At 68.9% G+C, this 19,124-nt stretch carries 19 protein-coding genes and 1 pseudogene; 13 read left to right on the top strand and 7 right to left on the bottom strand.

What is annotated here, in order from left to right; all coding sequences use genetic code 11:
- The first annotated feature begins 250 nt into the window (after window positions 1-250).
- The 4 genes from O5O46_RS08160 (at window position 251) to O5O46_RS08175 (ending at window position 5,240) form a co-directional block, all read left to right on the top strand.
- The gene (locus tag O5O46_RS08160) at window positions 251-1,777 is read left to right on the top strand and encodes a CoA transferase (protein WP_269854624.1); all 1,527 of its coding nucleotides are present in this window, start codon (window positions 251-253) and stop codon (window positions 1,775-1,777) included.
- A gap of 466 nt (window positions 1,778-2,243) precedes the next feature.
- The gene (locus tag O5O46_RS08165) at window positions 2,244-2,984 is read left to right on the top strand and encodes a thioesterase II family protein (protein WP_333482354.1); all 741 of its coding nucleotides are present in this window, start codon (window positions 2,244-2,246) and stop codon (window positions 2,982-2,984) included.
- 25 nt (window positions 2,985-3,009) lie between these two features.
- Window positions 3,010-3,834, top strand: a complete 825-nt coding sequence (locus O5O46_RS08170; RefSeq protein ID WP_269854626.1) for a cyclase family protein — start codon at window positions 3,010-3,012, stop codon at window positions 3,832-3,834.
- Window positions 3,831-5,240: an MmgE/PrpD family protein gene (locus tag O5O46_RS08175; RefSeq protein ID WP_269854627.1), complete on the top strand. Its 1,410-nt coding sequence runs from the start codon at window positions 3,831-3,833 to the stop codon at window positions 5,238-5,240. Before O5O46_RS08170 ends, O5O46_RS08175 begins: the two co-directional genes overlap by 4 nt.
- Before the next feature lie 85 nt (window positions 5,241-5,325).
- Here O5O46_RS08175 and O5O46_RS08180 read toward each other — a convergent pair whose 3' ends face one another.
- Window positions 5,326-6,453: a ParB/RepB/Spo0J family partition protein gene (locus O5O46_RS08180; protein WP_269854628.1), complete on the bottom strand. Its 1,128-nt coding sequence runs from the start codon at window positions 6,451-6,453 to the stop codon at window positions 5,326-5,328.
- 524 nt (window positions 6,454-6,977) lie between these two features.
- On the opposite strand from O5O46_RS08180, the gene O5O46_RS08185 reads away from it, so the two are divergent.
- Window positions 6,978-7,436 (top strand): SRPBCC family protein, encoded by a 459-nt coding sequence (locus tag O5O46_RS08185; RefSeq protein WP_269854629.1) that lies wholly within the window; start codon window positions 6,978-6,980, stop codon window positions 7,434-7,436.
- A gap of 156 nt (window positions 7,437-7,592) precedes the next feature.
- Here the strand turns inward: O5O46_RS08185 and O5O46_RS08190 are convergent, their stop codons facing one another.
- The 3 genes from O5O46_RS08190 to O5O46_RS08200 all read right to left on the bottom strand — a co-directional run bounded on the left by O5O46_RS08190 (window position 7,593) and on the right by O5O46_RS08200 (window position 9,512).
- Window positions 7,593-8,003 (bottom strand): hypothetical protein, encoded by a 411-nt coding sequence (locus O5O46_RS08190; RefSeq protein WP_269854630.1) that lies wholly within the window; start codon window positions 8,001-8,003, stop codon window positions 7,593-7,595.
- Window positions 7,958-8,389 carry a hypothetical protein gene (locus O5O46_RS08195; RefSeq protein WP_269854631.1) on the bottom strand — a complete coding sequence of 144 codons (432 nt, stop codon included), beginning with the start codon at window positions 8,387-8,389 and terminating at the stop codon, window positions 7,958-7,960. The genes O5O46_RS08190 and O5O46_RS08195 overlap by 46 nt, the downstream gene beginning before the upstream one ends.
- Window positions 8,390-9,170: 781 nt before the next feature.
- Window positions 9,171-9,512, bottom strand: coding sequence for an STAS domain-containing protein (locus O5O46_RS08200; protein ID WP_269854632.1), 342 nt, complete (start codon window positions 9,510-9,512; stop codon window positions 9,171-9,173).
- 520 nt (window positions 9,513-10,032) lie between these two features.
- Here O5O46_RS08200 and O5O46_RS08205 point away from each other — a divergent pair.
- From O5O46_RS08205 to O5O46_RS08215, 3 genes and pseudogenes are all read left to right on the top strand, one after another.
- On the top strand, window positions 10,033-10,287 hold the full coding sequence (locus tag O5O46_RS08205) for a WhiB family transcriptional regulator (protein ID WP_269854633.1): 255 nt from the start codon (window positions 10,033-10,035) through the stop codon (window positions 10,285-10,287).
- 359 nt (window positions 10,288-10,646) lie between these two features.
- Entirely contained in the window at window positions 10,647-10,835 is a 189-nt protein-coding gene (locus O5O46_RS08210; protein WP_269854634.1) for a VPDSG-CTERM sorting domain-containing protein, read from the top strand.
- A gap of 180 nt (window positions 10,836-11,015) precedes the next feature.
- Window positions 11,016-11,500: pseudogene (locus tag O5O46_RS08215) on the top strand (IS701 family transposase); the annotation flags it as partial.
- Window positions 11,501-11,547: 47 nt separating this feature from the next.
- Here O5O46_RS08215 and O5O46_RS08220 read toward each other — a convergent pair.
- Window positions 11,548-12,051 carry a GNAT family N-acetyltransferase gene (locus O5O46_RS08220; RefSeq protein ID WP_269854635.1) on the bottom strand — a complete coding sequence of 168 codons (504 nt, stop codon included), beginning with the start codon at window positions 12,049-12,051 and terminating at the stop codon, window positions 11,548-11,550.
- Window positions 12,052-12,230: 179 nt separating this feature from the next.
- Here O5O46_RS08220 and O5O46_RS08225 point away from each other — a divergent pair, with 179 nt between their 5' ends.
- Together O5O46_RS08225 and O5O46_RS08230 are read left to right on the top strand one after the other, a co-directional pair.
- Window positions 12,231-12,443 carry a cold-shock protein gene (locus tag O5O46_RS08225; protein WP_269855140.1) on the top strand — a complete coding sequence of 71 codons (213 nt, stop codon included), beginning with the start codon at window positions 12,231-12,233 and terminating at the stop codon, window positions 12,441-12,443.
- Between the two features lie 80 nt (window positions 12,444-12,523).
- The gene (locus O5O46_RS08230; RefSeq protein WP_269854636.1) at window positions 12,524-12,802 is read left to right on the top strand and encodes a hypothetical protein; all 279 of its coding nucleotides are present in this window, start codon (window positions 12,524-12,526) and stop codon (window positions 12,800-12,802) included.
- Here O5O46_RS08230 and O5O46_RS08235 read toward each other — a convergent pair.
- Window positions 12,788-13,849, bottom strand: coding sequence for an ATP-dependent DNA ligase (locus O5O46_RS08235; RefSeq protein ID WP_269854637.1), 1,062 nt, complete (start codon window positions 13,847-13,849; stop codon window positions 12,788-12,790). The two genes, O5O46_RS08230 and O5O46_RS08235, sit on opposite strands and share 15 nt — an antisense overlap.
- A 66-nt stretch (window positions 13,850-13,915) precedes the next feature.
- Here O5O46_RS08235 and ligD point away from each other — a divergent pair, with 66 nt between their 5' ends.
- Both ligD and O5O46_RS08245 read left to right on the top strand, forming a co-directional pair.
- Complete coding sequence (gene ligD / locus O5O46_RS08240) at window positions 13,916-14,923, top strand: non-homologous end-joining DNA ligase (RefSeq protein WP_269854638.1); 1,008 nt, start codon at window positions 13,916-13,918, stop codon at window positions 14,921-14,923.
- A 236-nt stretch (window positions 14,924-15,159) separates the two neighbouring features.
- Window positions 15,160-16,473, top strand: coding sequence for a phosphodiester glycosidase family protein (locus O5O46_RS08245; protein WP_269854639.1), 1,314 nt, complete (start codon window positions 15,160-15,162; stop codon window positions 16,471-16,473).
- 359 nt (window positions 16,474-16,832) lie between these two features.
- Here the strand turns inward: O5O46_RS08245 and O5O46_RS08250 are convergent, their stop codons facing one another.
- On the bottom strand, window positions 16,833-17,567 hold the full coding sequence (locus O5O46_RS08250) for an FAD-dependent monooxygenase (RefSeq protein ID WP_269854640.1): 735 nt from the start codon (window positions 17,565-17,567) through the stop codon (window positions 16,833-16,835).
- A gap of 385 nt (window positions 17,568-17,952) precedes the next feature.
- Between O5O46_RS08250 and O5O46_RS08255 the strand changes: the two genes are divergently transcribed.
- A complete protein-coding gene (locus tag O5O46_RS08255) occupies window positions 17,953-19,059 on the top strand; it encodes a mechanosensitive ion channel family protein (protein ID WP_269854641.1) in 1,107 nt (368 codons plus the stop codon).
- The last annotated feature ends 65 nt before the right edge of the window (window positions 19,060-19,124 follow it).

Here is a 19,124-nt window from a genome sequence, read left to right on the forward strand (position 1 = left end):
TCGGATAGTCAAGTGGGTGTCGATTCCGTTGATCCCCGAGCGAGTCGGTGCCTGCCTCTGCATCATCTCTCGCGACCGCGCTGCCGAGGTACGGGTAACTGCTGGAGCCGGTAAGCCAGTTGGGGAGCGGTCGGCGCAGGTCCATACGAAGCTCCTGGAGTCGCTTCGCGACAAAACTACGGTCAGCGCCACCCATCGCCCTGGGCATCCGGATGCTCGCCCGGAACAACTCAACTTTAGGGAACGCACGATGACGAACCTGAGCCAGGACGCGGAGCTGACCGGGCGGGTCGCGGCGGCGGTGGCGAATCCGGTGGCGCACGACGAGTTCGACCCCCACGCCGCGCTGGCCGAGGTGCTGGCCGGAATCGGGATGAGCCCGGCGGACACTGGCGGGCGGATCGAGTTCGCCGGGGCCGACCCGGTGGTGCCCAGCACTCTGCGCCTGGGCGGGGCCGCGGCGATCGCGCTGGCCGCGAAGTCGGTGGCGGTGGCCAAGCTGTGGCGGCTGCGCGGCGGCGACGGCCAGGACATCGCGGTCGACCTGCGGGTCACCCCGCACCGGCTGTGCCCGTTCTACGACCAGCGTTGGGAGACGATCAACGGCCGCCTGCTCGGCTCCCCCGCGAACGCCGGCAGCAAGGCGTTCGCGTTCGGTTTCTACCGCACCGCCGACGACCGCTGGGTGATGCCGCTCAACCCGTACCCCAAGATCAAGATCGCCGCGCAGAAGCTGCTCGGCGTACCGGACGACGCGGACGCGGTACGTGCCGCCGTGGCCCAATGGACCGGTCGGGAACTGGAAGAAGCCGCTGCCGAGGCGGGCTGCGTGCTGCCGATGCTGCGCTCCACCGGCGAGCTGTTCGCCGAGCCGCACTACCGCGACCACCTGGCACATCTGCCGCTGGTCGCCGTGGAACGCATAGGCGAGTCCGAACCCGAGCCACTGCCGCCCGGGGCGCCCACACCGCTGGCCGGGGTGCGCGCGCTGGGCATGGGGCACGTGATCGCCGGCGCCGGGGCGGGCCGGGCACTCGCGCTGCACGGCGCGGACGTGCTCAACGTGTGGCGCCCGCAGGAGCTGGAACACCCGGTCACCTACGCCACGGCGAACGTCGGGGTGCGTTCCACGGTGCTGGACCCGCGCGCGGCGGACGACGCGACGGCAGTGCGCGGACTGTTGGCGGGAGCGGACGTCTTCTACGCCAACCGCAGGCCCGGCTACCTGGAGCGCATAGGACTGTCCGCCGAGCAGGCAGCCGAGCTGCGCCCGGGGATCGTGCACGTCAGCGCCTCGCTGAACGGTCCGGCCGGGCCGTGGGCCGGGCGGGTCGGGTTCGACCAGACGGCGGGCAGCCTGACCGGGATGATGCACCTGGAGGGCGGGCTGGGCTCGAACGGCTCAGCCGGATCGAAGCCCGCGCTGCCGCCGATCCTGGTGGTCAACGACTACATCGTCTCCTGGCTGATGGTTGCGGGAGCGGTGGAGGCACTGTGCCGGCGCGCGGTGCACGGCGGCAGCTACCGGGTGCACGTGTCGCTGACCCGAGCCGCACTGTGGATCCTCGGGCTGGGTGTGTTCGACCGGGAGTACGCGCACACCACCGCCGGGCGCGGCCCCGAGCACGCCTACCACGACCCGGAGTTGTTCACCGCCGACACCCCGCTCGGCCACTACCAGGGCGTCACCGAACAGATCCGGATGTCCGCCACCCCGGGCCACTACCGCACCGTCCTGGTTCCCCGGGGCTCCTGCCGCCCGGAGTGGCTCGACTGACCCGACTCCCGGGGATCCGATCCGGTCGTCGGGCGGGACATCCGCCGGATGCGTCCGATACGGAAACCCGAATCACGTCCCGCTCGCCGCGAAACGAAAATGCTTTCAGATTGCGGCCAGTTATGGCGTGTGTCATCAGATAGCTCGTGACTTGATTCGATCGCTGAGAGCGGGAGGCGCGGTGCCGAACCCGTGGCACGCAAATAGAACTCGGCGTTCTCAGCCTACGGTTCGGCTTTCGACGGCGCAGGCGGGCTGGCCGCGGGTGGAGTTGGGATTGTCGGCCGCGGAGTGGTCACGTTGGGGCGGTGGCCTCGGCGGCCGTCGGCACCGCAGGTCGAAACTATCAGGTCGGAGGATGCCAACCACCGCCTGCGGCGGTGTAATCTCCCGACGTGCGGGACAAGGGGCTCCGCGCAAAAGGAGATTCGCCGTGCCGAGTTCATCTGCGCACTTCGAGAAATGGGTGAAAATTTTTCATCCGGCCTCGGCTGCTTCAGTACGACTCGTATGTCTACCCCACGCTGGCGGCTCGGCGAGCTTCTTCTTTCCCATGGCCAAGGCGTTCGGTCCCGCCGTCGAGGTCATGGCGATCCAGTACCCGGGCCGGCAGGCTCGGCGTCACGAGCCCGGCATCGACAACGTCCCCGAGTACGCGGATCAGATCTTCGCGGTGCTGCGACACCTGGACGACCGGCCTCTGGCGCTTTTCGGGCACAGTATGGGCGCGATACTCGCCTACGAGGTGGCGATCCGCATGCGTCAAGCCGGACTGCCCTCGCCCGCGCGACTCTTCGCATCCGGTCGGCGCGCCCCGTCCTGTTACCGGGACGAGCAGGTACACAAGGGCTCGGACGAGCAGATGGTGGCAGAACTGCAGGGGCTGGGCGGGCCCAACCAGGCCATGCTCACGGACCCGGAGTTGCTCGCCATGGTCCTGCCTGCCGTTCGCAGCGACTACCGCGCGATCGAGCGGTATGAGCACGATCCTCAGGCCCGGCTCGACTGCCCCGTGACCGTGCTCGTCGGTGACAGTGACCCCCGGGTGACGCTCGACGAGGCACGGGCCTGGGCGAAGCACACCACAGCGCCGACCGAGCTGGAGGTGTTCCGGGGCGGCCACTTCTTCCTCGTCGACCGGAGTACGGACGTCATCGAACTCGTGGCCCGCAGCCTGAGCGTGCAGGGTGCCGAGCCGATCCGCTGAAGCCGCTGAGCTACCGGGGGGATGTATGACGGACGCGCAGACCAGCGCGCTGTTGGCCGCGCTGGCCAAGGGAGTTCGCACTGTCGAGTTGGGCCAGCCGCTGTTCACCGGAATGCCCTGCTCACCCAACCATCCGGGGTTTCGGATGACCCTCGCCCGCCGGCATGGTGACATGCGACGGCCTGACGGTGGTTCGGCCAGCAACGAGGTGATCATCACCGGTGGGCATGTGGGCACCCACATCGACGCACTGGCGCACGTCAGCCAGGACGGAAAGCTGCACGGAGGTGTGGACGCGGAGACAGCCCAGCGCGGAGGTGCGTTCACCGAGCACGGTGCCGAGCGGATTCCCCCGCTGGTCGCCAGGGCGGTGCTGCTGGACGTGGCCGGCACGCGAGGAGTGGACGTGCTGGAGCCCGGTTACGGGGTGACCCGGCAGGACCTCGTGAACGCGTCCGAGCGCGCGGGGGTACTGCCGGGCCCCGGCGACGTGGCCCTGGTACGGACGGGGTGGGCCATCAACTTCCCCCACCCGGAGACCTATCTGGGCCAGGCGACCGGCGTTCCCGGAATCTGCGAGGACGCCGCCGACTGGCTGGCCGCGTACGGCATCGTCGCCACCGGGGCCGACACCACGGCCTACGAACGCATCCCGCCGGGCGAGGGCCACCGAACACTGCCGGTGCACCGCCTGCTCCTGGTCGAGCACGGCATCTACATCATGGAACACCTCAACCTGGAGCAGGCCGCGGCGCAGGGTCTGACCGAATTCCCCATCGTGGTGGCCCCGTTGCGAATCATGGGTGGCACGGGTTCCCCGATCCGGCCGATCGCGGTGGTGGGCGCGTGAATCCGACCCCGGCCGAACAACTGGGCGCGCTGGCCGAGCGCGTCGCGAGGGACGGACTGCCGGCGAGACTGCGCGCGGACGTCGCCGGTCGGGTACTGGATCTGCTCGGCAACTGCCTTGCCGCGCTGTGCGAGCAACCGGCCGAGGTGGTCGCCGCGACGGTGGGTGAATGGGGCGGCGCGCCGGACGCCACCGCGATCGGCTCGGCCACCCGGCTGCCCGCCCCCTCGGCGGCGTTGGTCAACGGAACGCTCGCGCACTCCCTGGACTTCGACGACACACACATGCCCTCGGTGCTGCATCCATCGGCCGCGGTTGTCCCGGCGGCACTCGCCGTCGCGGAGTCGACCGACGCATCCGGACCGTCCTTCCTGGACGCGGTGGCCGTCGGTGTCGAGGTGACCTGCCGACTGGGCATGGCCGGCTATGACGAGCAGCACGCGAACTCGGTGTACTTCGACCGTGGCCAGCACGCCACCGCGATCTGTGGCACGGTCGGCGCCGCAGTGGCTGCCGGCATGCTCCGCGGGTTGACCGCCGCGCAACTGACCTCTGCCGTCGGCATCGCGTGCAGCATGGGGTCAGGGGTCATCGAAGCCAACCGGACCGGCGGCACGGTCAAACGGGTCCACTGCGGCTGGGCGGCACATGCCGGTGTGGTGGCCGCATCTCTCGCCCGGAACGGGCTGACCGGGCCACCCACCGTGCTGGAGGGACGTTTCGGCCTGCTGCGCGCGTTCTGCGGCGACCAGTTCGACATCGACGCTGTCACCCGGGATCTCGGTGAGCGATGGGAGAGCGACCGGATCTTCGTGAAACCCTACCCCTGCAACCACTTCACCCATGCCGGTGTGGACGCCGCACTACGGTTCCGGCGGACCGGACTCGATCCGGCGGCCATCACTGAGATCACCCTCGGTGTGCCCGAACCGGTGTTGCGCACCATCGCCGAGCCGATCGAGGACAAACGTCGGCCACTGTCCGGCTACCACGGCGCGTTCAGCGGTCCGTACACGGTGGCCGCCGCCCTGCTCGGCGGGGGCGGTCTCGGCGTGTCCCACGAGGACTTCACCGATCGCGCGGTGGCCGATCCGGCTCGGCTGGCCCTGGCCGCGCGGGTGTACCCGCTGGCCGACCCGGAGTGCACCCGAATCTTTCCGCACCAGTTTCCGGCCGTACTCACCGTGCGGCTGGCCAACGGAGACGTACTCGAGGAACGGGTCAGGCACAACCGCGGCGGCCCGGAGAACCCTTTGACGCCCGAGGAACTGACCACCAAGTTCCGGATGAACGCGGGACGTGCGGTGGACGACGCGGCAGTCGGCGAACTGGACAACCTGGTAAGGCGGTTGGGCTCCGACAGCAAACCGGCGACGATCACCGGCTTGTTGCGCTCGTTGGCCTGACTTCCCTGCTGTGCACCGGCTCTCCGTCGGATCAACTCCCGTCGGTGATCGCCGTCCGGTGAAGCTCTGCGCGCTTTCGGGATGTCTACGGTTGGCGGAGAGGTTCAAGTCCGGCATCGTTGTGCCCCAGTGGCCTCGCAGCGGCCTCCGAGCCGACGACATGGGTAGCGGAATCCTCCGGCCGGCCTTCCAACCTGCGAGCCAGGTCCTGCCAGAACACCGCATAAGCCCGAGCCAACTTGGCCACCGGGACGGACCAGCGTTCCGGGATCGCGTAGACGACGTCGGTTCTGCTGTTCAGCGCCTCCCGATTGGCCCGCATCCAGCGAATCAGGAACCGGCCGCGGTCACTGAGCCGGATCGAGGGATCCGCCATCAGGCTGACCAGGATGGTCTCGGTGATCTTCTCAAGGTCGCGCGGCACCGCCAGCGGTGCCGCGGCGGTCGTCGACTGGTTCGCCCGCCCGGCCTCGTCCTTGCCGCCGGCCCGAGCCCGTATCGGTACCGCTTCCTGCCCCTGGGCCAGCCTGCGCCGCACGTCCAGCACGGTGTTCGGCGAGACACCGGCTTGCCTCGCTATTTCCCGAGCCGACGCGGTCGGTCGTTCGGCGAGCAGTCGGCTGACCCGCATGCGCCCCTCGGCGGCGTTCACCGGTCTGATCCGGCCATCCTGCCCGATCCGGTTGCGTGACTGGAGTGCAGGCTCGACGGCGTCGTGGCGCCGCGCCCGGATGGTGGCCTCGGACAGGCCGGTGATCCAGGCGATCATGCGGTTCGACCACTGCGGGTGGGTTCGCAGAATCCGTTCGGCGGCAGCGGATCGCTCCGCGCGCGACAGTGGCAGGCCGTGCGCCGTGTTGAGCCGGACGGCGATGACAAAAGCGTCCTCGTCCGAGCCTTCGTACAGTATCGCCGAAATGTACTTCCGCCCCTGCGACAACGAGGCCCTGACCCGGTGGATTCCGTCGATGACCCGGCCGGAGGGCTCGTGGACGACGATCGGTGGCAACTCGTCACCGACCCCGGCAAGTACCTGCACGTGTTCGGCGTTTACCGGGTCGTCTCGTAAGGTGAAATCAAGGTTGAGCGAACTGACCCGGACCTGACTCACGGTAGTTGCGGTCAGTTGCTCCGACAGCCAGGCGGTCGGCTCGGAGTCCGCGAGGTCGAACGAGTCGTGACTTGGCCACCAGGTGGCCTCATTCTCGGACATAGGGCTCCTGGTCATGTCTGAGGGCCGGCGGTTCGCGGTGACCGCCTGCCGGCTCTGACGGGATCGCCCCCTGCCCATCGCCCCGAGCGGGGTCGGACAGTGCGCCGACGTCCGAGGCCGAACCGCAGTTCATACACGATCCTTTTGACGTGGATGGTGCCGGTGCCCGAAAGCATATTTGCGCAGTGCCGACCGGCCAACGCCACAGAAGGGTCCGCCGCTCGAAACAGCCAAGACTGGTGGTGACTTCCGGCTTCCAGGCTTCGCACGCGCCGTGGAGTGGTTCTGTGTTGCCCCAACTGACAGGACGCCCAAATCCGGAGTGGGACTCGTCGGGCATGACGGGAGCCCCTTCCGATGCCCCGTCAGGTCTGCTGTGCCTTTGGGCGCTTGATCCACTTGGGCACTTAAAGTCACGCGCCAGCGCCGCGTAGCGGACGACGATGCCCTCGGCGTGCGACCTACGGGTCGAATTCACAGCGCTCACACGAAGGCCAGTACCGTAAGTGCGAGCGTAGTATGGGATGGTGCCGTATACGTATGCCGTAGCCTCGCACTCGCGCGCGAACCCCGACGCCGTCTACGCGGCGCTCACCTGCGCAGCCACGTGGCCGTTGTGGTCACCGATCGACGCGGCGGCGATCGCGGACGGCGGCGACCCCGAGGGTCAGCAGAAGGTCGGCGACACCAGGATTTTTCGCACCGGCCGCGTCATCTCCCGGGAGACAATCGTCGAGTTGATCACTCACCGGCGGTTTGTCTACGAGAACCTGAGCGGTCCCTTCCGGTCCTATCGAGGTACCGTCGAACTCACACCGGCAACACAAGGTGGCACCGACATCACGTGGTCCGGAAGCTTTGAGCCAAAGCTGCGGTTCTCCGGCCGGTTCTGGCGTTGGTACCTAACCCGCTTCATGCAGCGCATGGCTGACGGTCTCGCCGCGTACGCAAGCGATACCCGTTCCCGTACCGGATCCAAGTGAGGGCTTGGATCACAGACGGAGTCGTGTGGGCTCCAATACCTGATCCGGTCACTGATCCGCGGGTGCGGCCGACCTTCACGGCTCCGGCTGTCCACGCCTGCGTGACCGTCTCAACTACGCGGACGTGTATATCGGCACCCAACCGCTCAGGCTTCGTCAAGACGACGCGGGGTGCGGTTGTGCCTGTGCCGTTTGGGTGGGGTACCTGCACGAGACGGCTACCGCGGTGACCAGGATGACCGCGCCGGTGATGGTGGCGGTGCGCGTCATACCGATGATGAAGGCTTCCGCGACGACGTTGGCCAGGCGGGTCTGCTGGCTGGCGGGAAGCTGGGGCAGGGCAGCTGCTGCCCCGATCTGCCGGGTGGCGTCGTTGATCGCGGAACCGAGCCCCGCACTGTGCTGGGGAACGGCCCCCATGACGGCCGCGGTTGCCGGGCAGAACACCACACCCGCCCCCAGTCCCGCCAGGATCTGGAAGAGGACGAGGTGGCCGTAGCCGGATGTGGTGCTGGTCGTGGTCAGCACGGTGAAGGCGGAGGTGACCAGGGCGAGGCCCGAGAGCACCGCCGACTTCTCGCCGAACGGACGACCACGGGCTGGGATGCCGCGGCACCGGCGGCGAGAGAGGCCGGAAGCGGGAGCGTGCGCAGTCCGGCCTGCCCGGGGGTGTAGCCGAGCACGCCTTGCAGGTAGAGCGTCATGACGAACAGAGCACCCAGGAGGCTGAAGGACATCAATGCCAGCGTGGTGGCATTCAGGCCGATGCGGGGGCCTCGCAGCAGGTCGAGCGGCAGCAAGGGATGGCTGCACCGCTGTTCGTACAGGAGGAAGGCCAGCAGCAGGAGAGCGGCGAGGCCGTAGCCGGTGAGAACCGGCCAGCTGCTCCAGCCGAGTTGAGGGCTTTCGATGATGGCCGCGACCAAGGCCAGCAAACCGGCGGCGGCCAGCAATGCGCCGGGTACGTCGATGGGTTCGGGCCGGGTGCTACGGAATTCGGGTACGAACCACAGGGTCAGGGCGATGGCGATGGCGGCGAAGGGGATGTTGAGCCAGAAGGCAGCGCGCCAGGAGGAGTGTTCGACCAGCCACGGGCACCACCAGCGGCGAGCCCGGCACAGTCTCGATCTACGACTTCACCGCACACGAAGGCGCCCGCCTGCAGTCCTTCCTCTCATACGCCAGCGGCCCCTTCGGCACGGATCTCGAGCGCCTCGTCGCCCTGCTCCGGGATGGCCAGCTCCATCCCGCGATCGGCTACATCGACGGCTGGAACGCCCTGCCCGACGCCCCCGCCGGACGCGCGTTCACGGGCAAGGCGGTGCTGACCATTCCATGACTTCCGTGACCACTGCGAGCTTGAAGTAGGTGGCCATAGCGCGCAGTTGACTGGGTACGGCCGCCACGGGCCGCCCAACAGACAGACAGCCCAGCCACAGGCCGCGAGGGGCCGCGGATCGTGCTGTTGCCCCCGGCGGCTGACCTTGGGACAAAGTCCGCAGCCATGCCCGCTACAGCACGCGCCCGTGCAATGGAACTCGGCCGTCCACAGGCGTGGTTGTGTCGCCTGGCGCCGCGCGGCGCTTCGACGGCGTCACACCAGACATCAGGATCGGAGGCATCGCCCAGCTCGTCAGAGCGTGCCTTCGTCCGGCGGGAGGCCTTTCCCGCGGGTGAGCGTCCCTTTCACAGCGTGGTGAAGCTCCGGGGCCCCAGGCAGATACTTCAGGCCGCCTACCGAACCGGTAGCGTCTCGATCACCTCGGTCACACGGAACAGCCTCAGCACAACAGGCGAGACAGGACCGAAAACGCCGAACACGACCCCGGCTCCCCAGCACCGGCAACGAGCTGCGAGCAAGGCGTTCAACCCGGCACAGTCGCAGAACGTCACCCGGCTGAAGTCCACATCTACGCGGTCAGCACCATCTGACACCGCCACATCGAGTGCGGCGCTCAACTGCGGCGAGGAGTCGAGATCGACCTCCCCGATCGCTGCCACCGTCGTCCGGCCACATGCCGTCACGCTGGACAACCGAAATCTTTCACTTGAGCCAGTCCACAGTTCACTGCCCATAGGTGAAGCCTGCCGCGCAGAGAACTGCCCAAACCCCGATCTCTGAGGCCCTCTTGCGTGCCTGCTCAGGCTAGGTGTAGCGCAGCAGTTCCTGGCAGTTCGAGACAGCTGCGGCAACACGCTGGCGGGCCGGAACGGCGCAGCGGCTTGGGCACCGCTGTTGCAGCAGTAGCGCTCGCGCTCGTAGTGCTTCTCAGGTTATTCACACCGTGTGCCGTGGGCAGGTCCCAGCTCGTCAGTGACCTTGGCCATGGTGCGCTGGGGCATCGGAGATTGAGGCGGGATTCGACCGTGCCAGCGACGCAATCTCCTACCACCGCCAGGTCAACAGATCACCCTCCGGCCGGGGGGTCCGGCTTACCCCGGCAGGTCTTCGAGCGACAGGTTGGTACAGCCCGGTATATCGGGGCACGCGAACACTGGAGTCCCGTTGCGGAACGGGGGTTGTGGCGTTGTGTCGCCGTACCTGAGCCGTGGCGGGCCCCAGGCCAACGGGAGCTCAAGTTGATTGGAGGCGATCATGAACTGGCGCGACAAGGCCGCCTGTCGCGACGAGGACCCTGAGCTGTTCTTCCCCATTGGGACGGCTGGCCCGGCCTTGCTGCAGATCAAGGGGGCCAAAACCGTCTGCGAGCGGTGCCCGGTCGCAGACGTCTGCCTTGAGTGGGCGCTGGAGCACGGTGAGGAGTCGGGCGTGTGGGGTGGTCTGTCCGAGGACGAGCGCCGCGTGTTGCGACGCCGTTCGGCTCGCAAGCGTACTCGCGTCAAGTCGTGAGTGCGGCGATTGCGCCAGCCGCCTTCCCCCCGTGACGACAAGTCGGCGGCTTTCGGAGGCGGTTGGAGACGGTGGCTTGCTGCCGGGTGGGTCGGCCGCAGTGCCATTGCTGCAGGCCCTTCGGCACGGCCGACTGCTCCAGGGCCCTCCAGCACGCGTTGTGCCGGGTACGAACGGCAGCGTGCAGCCGCGCATGCGACGTGTGGGCTGGCGCCGGACGCGCCGACCTCGGTACACCGTCACGTCAAGGGTAGAAACATCGACATGTGGTTTCACTCTTCTGGCCCGACCGCGTAACAGCCCTGCCACATCAGCCAGTTATCCGAGTCGCCAAAGCAGCTGCGGGTAGGCGCACAACCATGAACACATTCACGTGGTGGATGCGAATCCTCAGTCTCGCCATCGCAGGTGGCGGCCTCGCCGTGCTGATTCAGCACTGGTCCGACGGCAAGTCCTGGCCTGACGCCGGCGCCACCGCAGCACTACTCACCATCGTCCTGCTCATCATCGCCGCCGTCTCCCGACGGACACCCCGCCAACACCGCTGAACCGGCCCGAGCTGCTGAGCACCTCGTGGACGGAGTAGGTGCTTCTCTCCTCCGATGGCAGGCGGAGTTCGCGCCACAGACGGGCACGCAGGGACCTTTCTCGGGCCCGTTACGGTCCAAGCGACAGGCGAGCGATGCATCGGACGGCCCTTCAGGCCCTCTCACGCTTCCACACTGGGCGTTGCACTGCTCGACCCCCGAGCTGGCCACCGCCACCTGCTGATCCGCCGCAACCGCACCACTGGCAGACTCGCCACTACCGCTTCTACTCGCCTCAACCGGTGCCGCTGACGACGCTGGTGCGGGTCGCTGCACCAAGGTGGTGCATCGAGGAGACGTTCCCGGCCGGCAACGGGCGGGCTGCCCGGACGAACACCAGGACCGCCGCTACACCTGCTGGGCCCGCTGGGGCACCCTGGCCATGCTCGCCCACGCCTTCCTGGCCGTGCTTCGCGCCGACGAGCACACCCGCCGTCCCGCCTCGGACACGTTGATATCGCTCACCTGCAACGAGTTCACCCGTCTGTTTACCGCCCTCGTCGCCGAACGCATCCATGACATGGCCCGACATGGCCCACCGGCTCAGCTGGTCCCACTGGCGTCAACGCCACCAAGCCCGATCCCGAGCCAGCCACCACTGCCGTCAAGCGGCCCGCGCGGCCTGAGCACACTCGATCACGTCAGCATGAAGCCCAGGGGCGCGCCCCCCGCGTCACGGCAACGAGCGTGTGAGCCACACCACTTCACCGCTGTCGTCCCTGGAAACGTGATCCCGCTCGAACCCGAGCTTCTCAAGTACACGGAACGACGGTGTGTTCCAAGCGCCGACGGTCGCCCAGAGCCGTTTCCGCCCGGTCGCAATAGCGGCATCGAGCACCGCGCTGGCCGCCTCGGTGGCGTAACCACGCCCATGCGCGCGCTGGAACAGCTCATACGCGATTTCAGGCTCCTCTACGGTGGAGCGGCCGGTGATCAACCCGCAATAGCCGATGAAGTCGCCTTCGTTACGGCGCTGGATGGGCAGCAGGGCGATCCCGGTTGTCGCCGTTGCGGTGAGCAGCTTCGCGATGGCCGTCCGGGTGTGCTCAACCGTGGGCGTCCCGTTGCCGCGTTCGGAGAGGAGGGCGCGGAACTCAGCGGCGTCCGACTCGGCCCACGGCCGCAGTATCAGCCGCTTGGTCTCAAGGTGGAACGACATCGTCTCGTACGTAGACATGGGCCTACTCTGCCCCACGGGTCACCACGAACTGCCGCTGGAGTATTAGCCGGATGGCGCTGATGCTCGGCACCGAGCGGTTCTTGATCGCTGCCCTCCAGGGTTGAGCGGCGGCCGAAGCGGGGAGTGACCGATTCGGTAGGGGCATGTGGCCTCTGGAAACGGCGATTGGCGGCCTCGTGAGCGATCGGCAGACCGGCACGGTGAAGTGGTTCAACGACGAGAAGGGGTTCGGCTTCATCACTCCGCAAGGCGGAGGCGATGACCTCTTCGTGCACTTCAAGGCCATCGAGTCGGACGGCTTCAAGTCCCTGAAGGAGGGCCAGTCCGTGAGCTTCGTCGCGGAGAGGGGTCAAAAAGGCATGCAGGCGGCACAAGTTCGGCCTGAGTGATCCACGGCCTTCCCGAAGAGCCACGTCGGCGGGGTGGGCCGAGAACGGCGCCCCCCGCCGGGGCCTGGAGCGGCTGGCCGATGAACGCGCCGACCAGCCGCTTGCGGGGCCAGCTCTTCTCCGTGGCCGCGATGGCCCCGCCTGAATACGTGATCCTCAGCAGTGGGCCAGGAAATAAACACAGACGGCGACGCCACACGTTATCCGACCATCACATTCACCCACAGCCAGTCACCCGTACGGTGGAAAGCCAACTGGCCAGCGTCCCCATGATGAAATCGTTCAGCCGCCTGGACATTCTCGGCGTTCGCGGCGCCTACGGCCTCGCCGAGCATGGCGGGCGTTCAGCCGCCCAGTAGCTCTGACAGGTCATAGCTAACAGGTTCCTCCAACTGGTCATATGTGCAGCTCTCCGGCGAGCGGTCGGGCCGCCAGCGGCGGAACTGGGCGGTATGGCGAAACCGCGAGCCCTCCATGTGGTCGTAGGCCACCTCACAGACGCGTTCCGGGCGCAGCGGCACCCAGCTGAGGTCCTTGCCGCCGCTCCAGCGGCTGGGGCCACCGGGCATCCGGGTCGTGGCGTGCGCCTCCTCGTCGGCCCAGTCGGCCCAGGGATGGTCTGACACGTCGTCCAGCCGCAGCGGAGCCAACTCCTCGACCAGGGCCTTCCGCCGCGCCATCGGGAACGAGGCGCAGACCCCCACATGGTGCAGTCGGCCGCCGCTGTCGTAGAGGCCGAGCAGGAGGGAGCCGATCACGGGACCGCTCTTGTGGAACCGGTATCCGGCGACGACGCAGTCCGCGGTCCGCTCATGTTTAACTTTGAACATAACCCGCTCCCCCGGCCGATACGCCTGATCGAGCGGTTTGGCGACCACCCCGTCCAGACCGGCGCCCTCGAACTGGCCGTACCATTCGCGGGCCAGCGCCTCGTCGATGGTGGCCGGTGCGGTGTACACCGGCGCGGCGGCGTCCTCGAGAGCCGCCACCAGCGCCCGCCGCCTGGCCTCCTGCGGTGTGTCAAGCAGCGCGTCGTCCCCCAGCGCCAGCAGGTCGAAGGCGACGAACGAGGCGGGCGTGCGCTCGGCCAGCGTACGGACCCGGGAAGCGGCCGGATGGATGCGTTCCAGTAGTTCCTCGAAGTGCAGCCGCCCCTCGTGGGCGATGACGATCTCCCCGTCCACCACGCACCGCGGCGGCAGCTGGGCACGTACCGCGGCCACCACCTCGGGGAAGTAGCGGGTCAGCGGCTTTCCGGTGCGGCTGCCGATGTCCACCTCGTCGCCGTCCCGGAAGACGATGGCCCGGAAGCCGTCCCACTTGGCCTCGTACTGCATGCCCGGCGGAATGTCGGCCACCGACTTGGCGAGCATCGGGGCGACGGGCGGCATCACGGGCAGGCGCATACTCCGATGTTGCGGCCGGGTGGGCCACGGCGCGCGGCGACGGCGAGGAGAACCTAGCGTGGAGCCATGGCAGGAGCCGTCGAGCTGGACGTGGCCGGGCGCACGGTACGGCTGTCGAACCCCGACAAGCTGTACTACCCGCAGCGCGGTTTCACCAAGCTGGACGTGGCCCGCTACTACCTGGCGGTCGCCGACGGCGTGCTGCGCGGTCTGCGCGACCGGCCCACGACGTTGCAGCGCTTCCCGGAGGGCGTCGAGGGCGAGTTCTTCTACCAGAAGCGGGCCCCCAAGAACCTGCCCGAATGGCTGCCGACGGCCAGGATCGCCTTCCCCAGCGGCCGGTTCGCCGACGAGGTGTGTCCCACTGAACCGGCCGCCGTGTTGTGGGCGGCCAACCTCGGCTGTCTGACGTTCCACCCCTGGCCGGTACGGCGCTCCGATACCGAGCACCCCGACGAGCTGCGGATCGACCTCGACCCGCAGCCCGGTACCGGCTACCGCGACGCGGTACGCGCCGCGTACGCGCTGCGCGAGCTGCTGGCGGAGCACGGGCTGCGCGGCTGGCCGAAGACCTCCGGCGGTCGTGGTGTGCACGTCTATGTGCCGCTGCTGCCGCGCTGGACGTTCACCGAGGCCCGCCAGGCGGTGATCGCGCTGGCCCGGGTGCTGGAGCGGCGGATGCCCGATCGGGTCACTTCGGCTTGGTGGAAGGAGTCGCGCGGGGAGAAGGTGTTCGTGGACTACAACCAGATGGCCAGGGACCGCACTATCGCCTCGCCCTACTCGCTGCGCGCCCAGCCGCGCGCCACGGTGTCCACACCGCTGCGCTGGGAGGAGTTGTCCGAGGCGGAGCCGGAGGACTTCGACCTGGCCACCGTTCCGGTACGGTTCGCCGAACTCGGCGACGTACACGCGGACATGGCCGATCATGCCTTCGGTCTGGAACCCCTGCTGGAACTGGCCGAACGGCAGGCTCGTGACGAGGGCCTGGGCGACATGCCGTATCCGCCTGACCATCCGAAGGTCGAGGGCGAGCCGACCCGCGTACAGCCCAGTCGGGCGCGCAAACGCTGATCGACGAGGACCGCACCGGCCAATCCCGTTGATCAACCGGACCGTTGACCAATCAGAAACCACACCGCGCGCTGTCCCGCAATTCCTGCGCGGCCAAACGCGGCGAGTCCGTCGGCCATGTAGGCATATCCCAGCTAATCGGCACGAATTCACGGGTATTCATCTGGATATCCCGTATCCGATGAGCACTTGGGGAAGTCGTGGCCAGATGTGTGTGCCGCCCACGGGCGGCCTGGGTGTCCTTGATCCTCACCGGTGTGCTGAGCACCGGAACCGGAGTGATCAACGCTTCCGCCGATGGCGCCGTGCGTTTCACCGAACGCTTCCAGGTCGCGCCCGGCGTCGAGTACCGGGCTTTCACGGTGCCCGCCGGGCGCGGCATAGCCTACGGCCATGTGCTGATCGCCGATCTCAACGACCGCCGGGTGCGGGTGGGCCTGCTGCGGCCCGGGGCGGTGGCGGCGCGGGACACCGTGTCGCGGATGGCCAACGCGCAGGGCGCGGTGGCCGGTGTGAACGGGGACTTCTTCGACATAAAGGGGGCGACCGCGACCGGCGCCGCCGTCGGACCGGCGATCTCCGAGGGCGAGGTGCTCAAGGCCGCGGCGCCGCGCAGTCAGCGCATGGGGCCACGGTTGCCCCGGGGCGCCTCGGTGGAGGACGTGATCGGCATCGGCACCGACGGCGTGGCACGCCTGGACCGGGTGTCGGTGACGGGTTCGGTCAACACCGCACACGGCGCCCTCGCACTGCGCGGCTTCAACCAGTACGCGATTCCCGAGGGTGGCATCTCCGCCTTCACCGACCAGTGGGGCAAGGCCTCCCGCTACCGCGCGGTCTGCGGCCCGCGCGCCATGGGGTGCGGTGCGCAGACGTACGAGGTGACGGTGCGCGGCGGCCGGGTCGACTCCGTTGCCGCACAGCCCGGTTCGGGGTCGATCCCGCGTGACACCGTGGTGCTGGTCGGCCGGGATGGCGGTGCTCAGGCGCTGAAGCAGCTGCGCGTCGGCGACCAGGTCGACGTACAACACCAGCAGGCCGGAATCCCCGCCGCCACACCGCCGTTGACCATGGCCGCCGAGACCGTCTCTCAGGAGGGCACCGCTCCGGCCGGTCTGGCACAGGTCCTGCGGCAACTGGCCGAGGGTGAACAGCAGGGCCTGTCTCACCAGTTGGCCAGGGTTCAGCCCCGGCCGCTGCGGTTCGCCATAGGGGCGGTACCGATCCTGCGCGACGGCCGCCCGCTGAACGACCTGGACGACCGGCAGAGCGCGGTGCGGGCGGGCGCGGGCTACGGCGCCGGTGGCCACCGGCTGTATCTGCTGGCGCTGGATGGCAATCCGCAGGGCCACCACGGCATGACGCTGACCCAGTTCGCCCACGCGATGCGGGCCATCGGCGCGGACAACGCGGTGGACCTGGACGGCGGCGGCTCGGCCACCCTGGTCGCCCGCGGCCCCGGAAGCGACCGGGCGACCGTGCGCAACCATCCGTGCGACGGCACAGAGCGGCTCGTCCCCGAGGGCATCGGGCTGTTCTCCCAGCCGTAACCGGCCTGTTCCGGCGGCTGGTTACCGCTCGGCCGCGTCCAAAGGGATCTTCAGCAGGCCGTCCGCTCCTTCGCGCATGACAACTGTGACTGGTCGGCAGGGCGTGCGTGTGCCACGCCGGATCGCCGCTCAGCCGCTCGTGGGACCGCGGGCGGGGGCTGGCCCGGAACTCGCCAACCCACAGGTGGTCCCGTCGCCGAGCCCCTTCCAACGCGCCGGTCGGCCGGTTGCGTTGGAGCAGCGAGCCAGCGGACGCGGGGTGGCCCGGGGAACGAAGAAGTCCAACGGGCGAGCGCGAAGCCGGTGTCGGCCGAGCCGCTCATATAACACTCGCCGTACTCCTCGTCGTTGGGGCGGGGTCAGCGAGGCGCGGTCGTTGAGGATGGCCACGTCCGCGCCGATGGTGTTCCGGCAGGTGTCGGTGCCAGTGCCCCGGAGCGGGCGAGGTCCGGTGTGTCGCGAACGGCCGCCGTCAACCCGGCGTGGTGCATCTTCCGGTTGGCGAGCACGACGGCGTTGGTGGCCGGGCGGCGGGCCAGCTCGTAGCGGGCCGCAGCGGTCAACGGGTTCGCGTTGGTGGCGAGTTCGAAGGCGAGGATGCGGGCGTCGACGATCGCCTGGGAGGCACCGTTGGCGCCCACCGGATACATCGGGTGCGCCGCGTCCGTCAGCAGCGTCACCCGGCCCTGGCCCCAGGCCGGGAGCGGATCCCGGTCGACCATGGGATATCCGAGGATCTCGGCGCTGCCATGGATCAGGCCCCGGACGTCGAACCAGTCGGACGTCCAGTCGGCGAAGTACGGCAGCAGGTCATCGACGGGCAGGGCTCGGTTCCAGCCGGTGCCTTCGGGCAGTGGGCCAGGCTCGGCGACCTGGACCATGGCCACCCAGTTGAGCAGCGCCCGGCCCCGCTCGGCGGTGCGCCGGGAGATCGGGTAGGCGAGGAACCGCACGCCCCGGTCCCCATGCGCGATGACCATCGAGCGCCCGGTCAGCTTCGGCCGGTGCTGGCCCAGCTGGCCGCGAGGGGCCCTGGGTGTGGCCGTACTCCCCACCTCCGTGGCCACCGCCCGCGCCCTGATCAGCCACGCCATAGCCACCTGAGGGCCCCGGGCGGCGGGGAGTGAGGCAGCCGCGCGCCCACACGAGGCGCGCCTTCCGGATGCCTTCGCTGTGAGCTTGACCACGTCCCGCGTACCGGTCGTTCACCACGCTGGTGGTGCCGAGGAACTGGTCCCGCGTGCGGCGCCCCGCGGGCCCGACACGCTGGCACGGCGCCGCGGGAGCCGTTGTGCCGCTGACCGGCTGCTGTCTCGACGTCCTTCCGGAAGGTCCTGCGGCCCCGGACCGGACGGCCGGTGAGGGTGAGCTTGGTCACGCGGGTCGGCGGGTACGCGCACCAGTCGTGCCGGTTACGGTCGCAGTGGCAGCCGCAGCCGCGCGCCACTGCTCGACGTGTCGAGTCCGAGGAAGGCTGATATGGAGACCGTGCTGCGACCGGTGATCGTCGCAGGAAGCACCATCGCCATCACCCTGGCGGTGAGCTGGACCGCTGACCGGACACTGCGCAGGATCGGCGCCCGGCACCCGGACAGCCCGCTGTGGCATCTGCTGCGCCGGTGCCGTTGGCCGTTGCGGATAGCGCTGTGTGTCGGCCTGCTGCTGGCCAGTTACGGTGCGGCGCACATCGGGCACGGGCATGAGACCGGCATCAACCGGGTGCTGGCGCTGGTGCTGATCGGCGCGCTCGCGTGGCTGGCCATGCGGGTCGCCACTGCCGTGGTCGAGTCCAGCTACGCCCGCTACGCCGCCACCTCGCAGGATCCCGCACGGGTCCGACGGGTACGCACCCAGGTGACGGTGATCCAGCGGGTGGTCACCGCTGCCGTGGCCGTGGTCGCGGCGGCCGTGATGTTGATGCAGATCCCGGCCATGCAGGCGGTCGGCACCTCCGTACTGGCGTCAGCCGGTGTGATCGCCGCGGTCGCCGGTATCGCCGCGCAGTCCACGCTGGGCAATCTCTTCGCCGGACTGCAGATCGCCTTCGGTGACATGGTGCGACTGGGCGACACCGTGGTCGTGGAGGGCGAGTGGGGCACGGTCGAGGAGATCACGCTGACGTACCTGGTGGTCAACACCTGGGACGAACGGCGGATCACCATGCCGGTGTCCTACTTCACCAGCCATCCGTTCCAGAACTGGTCGCGCGGCAGCGCGCAGATGACCGGCACCGTCTTCCTCCACCTCGATCACGCCACGCCCATCGACCTGCTGCGCGACCAACTGCACAACGTGCTCAAGGAGTCCGAGGCCTGGGACGGACGGGCGTGGAGCCTGGTGGTCACCGACACCACGCCCTCCACGATCCAGGTGCGGGCGCTGGCCACCGCCAAGGACTCCGCCGACATCTGGACGCTGCGCTGCACGATCCGGGAACGGCTGATCGACTGGCTGCGGCGCGAGCATCCGTACTCCCTGCCCCGGATCAACACCGCTCCCGCACCCGGCCTCGCCGCGGCTCCCGACCGCGGCGCAGCCCCTGGGCCCACGCCCGACGACGTCGGCCCAGGACCGGGCGCGCCCTGACCGGCCGCGGAGGATCGGCCCTCACCCCGCAGCCCCTCCGACCGGTGAGGGCTGCGGACCGCGCC

The organism is Streptomyces sp. RPT161 (assembly GCF_027533845.1).
GTDB lineage: Bacteria > Actinomycetota > Actinomycetes > Streptomycetales > Streptomycetaceae > Streptantibioticus_A > Streptantibioticus_A silvisoli_A.

What these genes read in the sequence shown, in the direction of transcription:
- O5O46_RS08160 (WP_269854624.1), top strand. Translation starts at nt 251, where the DNA reads ATGACGAACCTGAGCCAGGACGCGGAGCTGACCGGGCGGGTCGCGGCG.
- O5O46_RS08170 (WP_269854626.1), top strand. Translation starts at nt 3,010, where the DNA reads ATGACGGACGCGCAGACCAGCGCGCTGTTGGCCGCGCTGGCCAAGGGA.
- O5O46_RS08180 (WP_269854628.1), bottom strand. Translation starts at nt 6,453, where the DNA reads ATGTCCGAGAATGAGGCCACCTGGTGGCCAAGTCACGACTCGTTCGAC.
- O5O46_RS08185 (WP_269854629.1), top strand. Translation starts at nt 6,978, where the DNA reads ATGGTGCCGTATACGTATGCCGTAGCCTCGCACTCGCGCGCGAACCCC.
- O5O46_RS08200 (WP_269854632.1), bottom strand. Translation starts at nt 9,512, where the DNA reads ATGGGCAGTGAACTGTGGACTGGCTCAAGTGAAAGATTTCGGTTGTCC.
- O5O46_RS08205 (WP_269854633.1), top strand. Translation starts at nt 10,033, where the DNA reads ATGAACTGGCGCGACAAGGCCGCCTGTCGCGACGAGGACCCTGAGCTG.
- O5O46_RS08210 (WP_269854634.1), top strand. Translation starts at nt 10,647, where the DNA reads ATGAACACATTCACGTGGTGGATGCGAATCCTCAGTCTCGCCATCGCA.
- O5O46_RS08220 (WP_269854635.1), bottom strand. Translation starts at nt 12,051, where the DNA reads ATGTCTACGTACGAGACGATGTCGTTCCACCTTGAGACCAAGCGGCTG.
- O5O46_RS08230 (WP_269854636.1), top strand. Translation starts at nt 12,524, where the DNA reads ATGAACGCGCCGACCAGCCGCTTGCGGGGCCAGCTCTTCTCCGTGGCC.
- O5O46_RS08235 (WP_269854637.1), bottom strand. Translation starts at nt 13,849, where the DNA reads ATGCGCCTGCCCGTGATGCCGCCCGTCGCCCCGATGCTCGCCAAGTCG.
- ligD (WP_269854638.1), top strand. Translation starts at nt 13,916, where the DNA reads ATGGCAGGAGCCGTCGAGCTGGACGTGGCCGGGCGCACGGTACGGCTG.
- O5O46_RS08250 (WP_269854640.1), bottom strand. Translation starts at nt 17,567, where the DNA reads ATGGCGTGGCTGATCAGGGCGCGGGCGGTGGCCACGGAGGTGGGGAGT.
- O5O46_RS08255 (WP_269854641.1), top strand. Translation starts at nt 17,953, where the DNA reads ATGGAGACCGTGCTGCGACCGGTGATCGTCGCAGGAAGCACCATCGCC.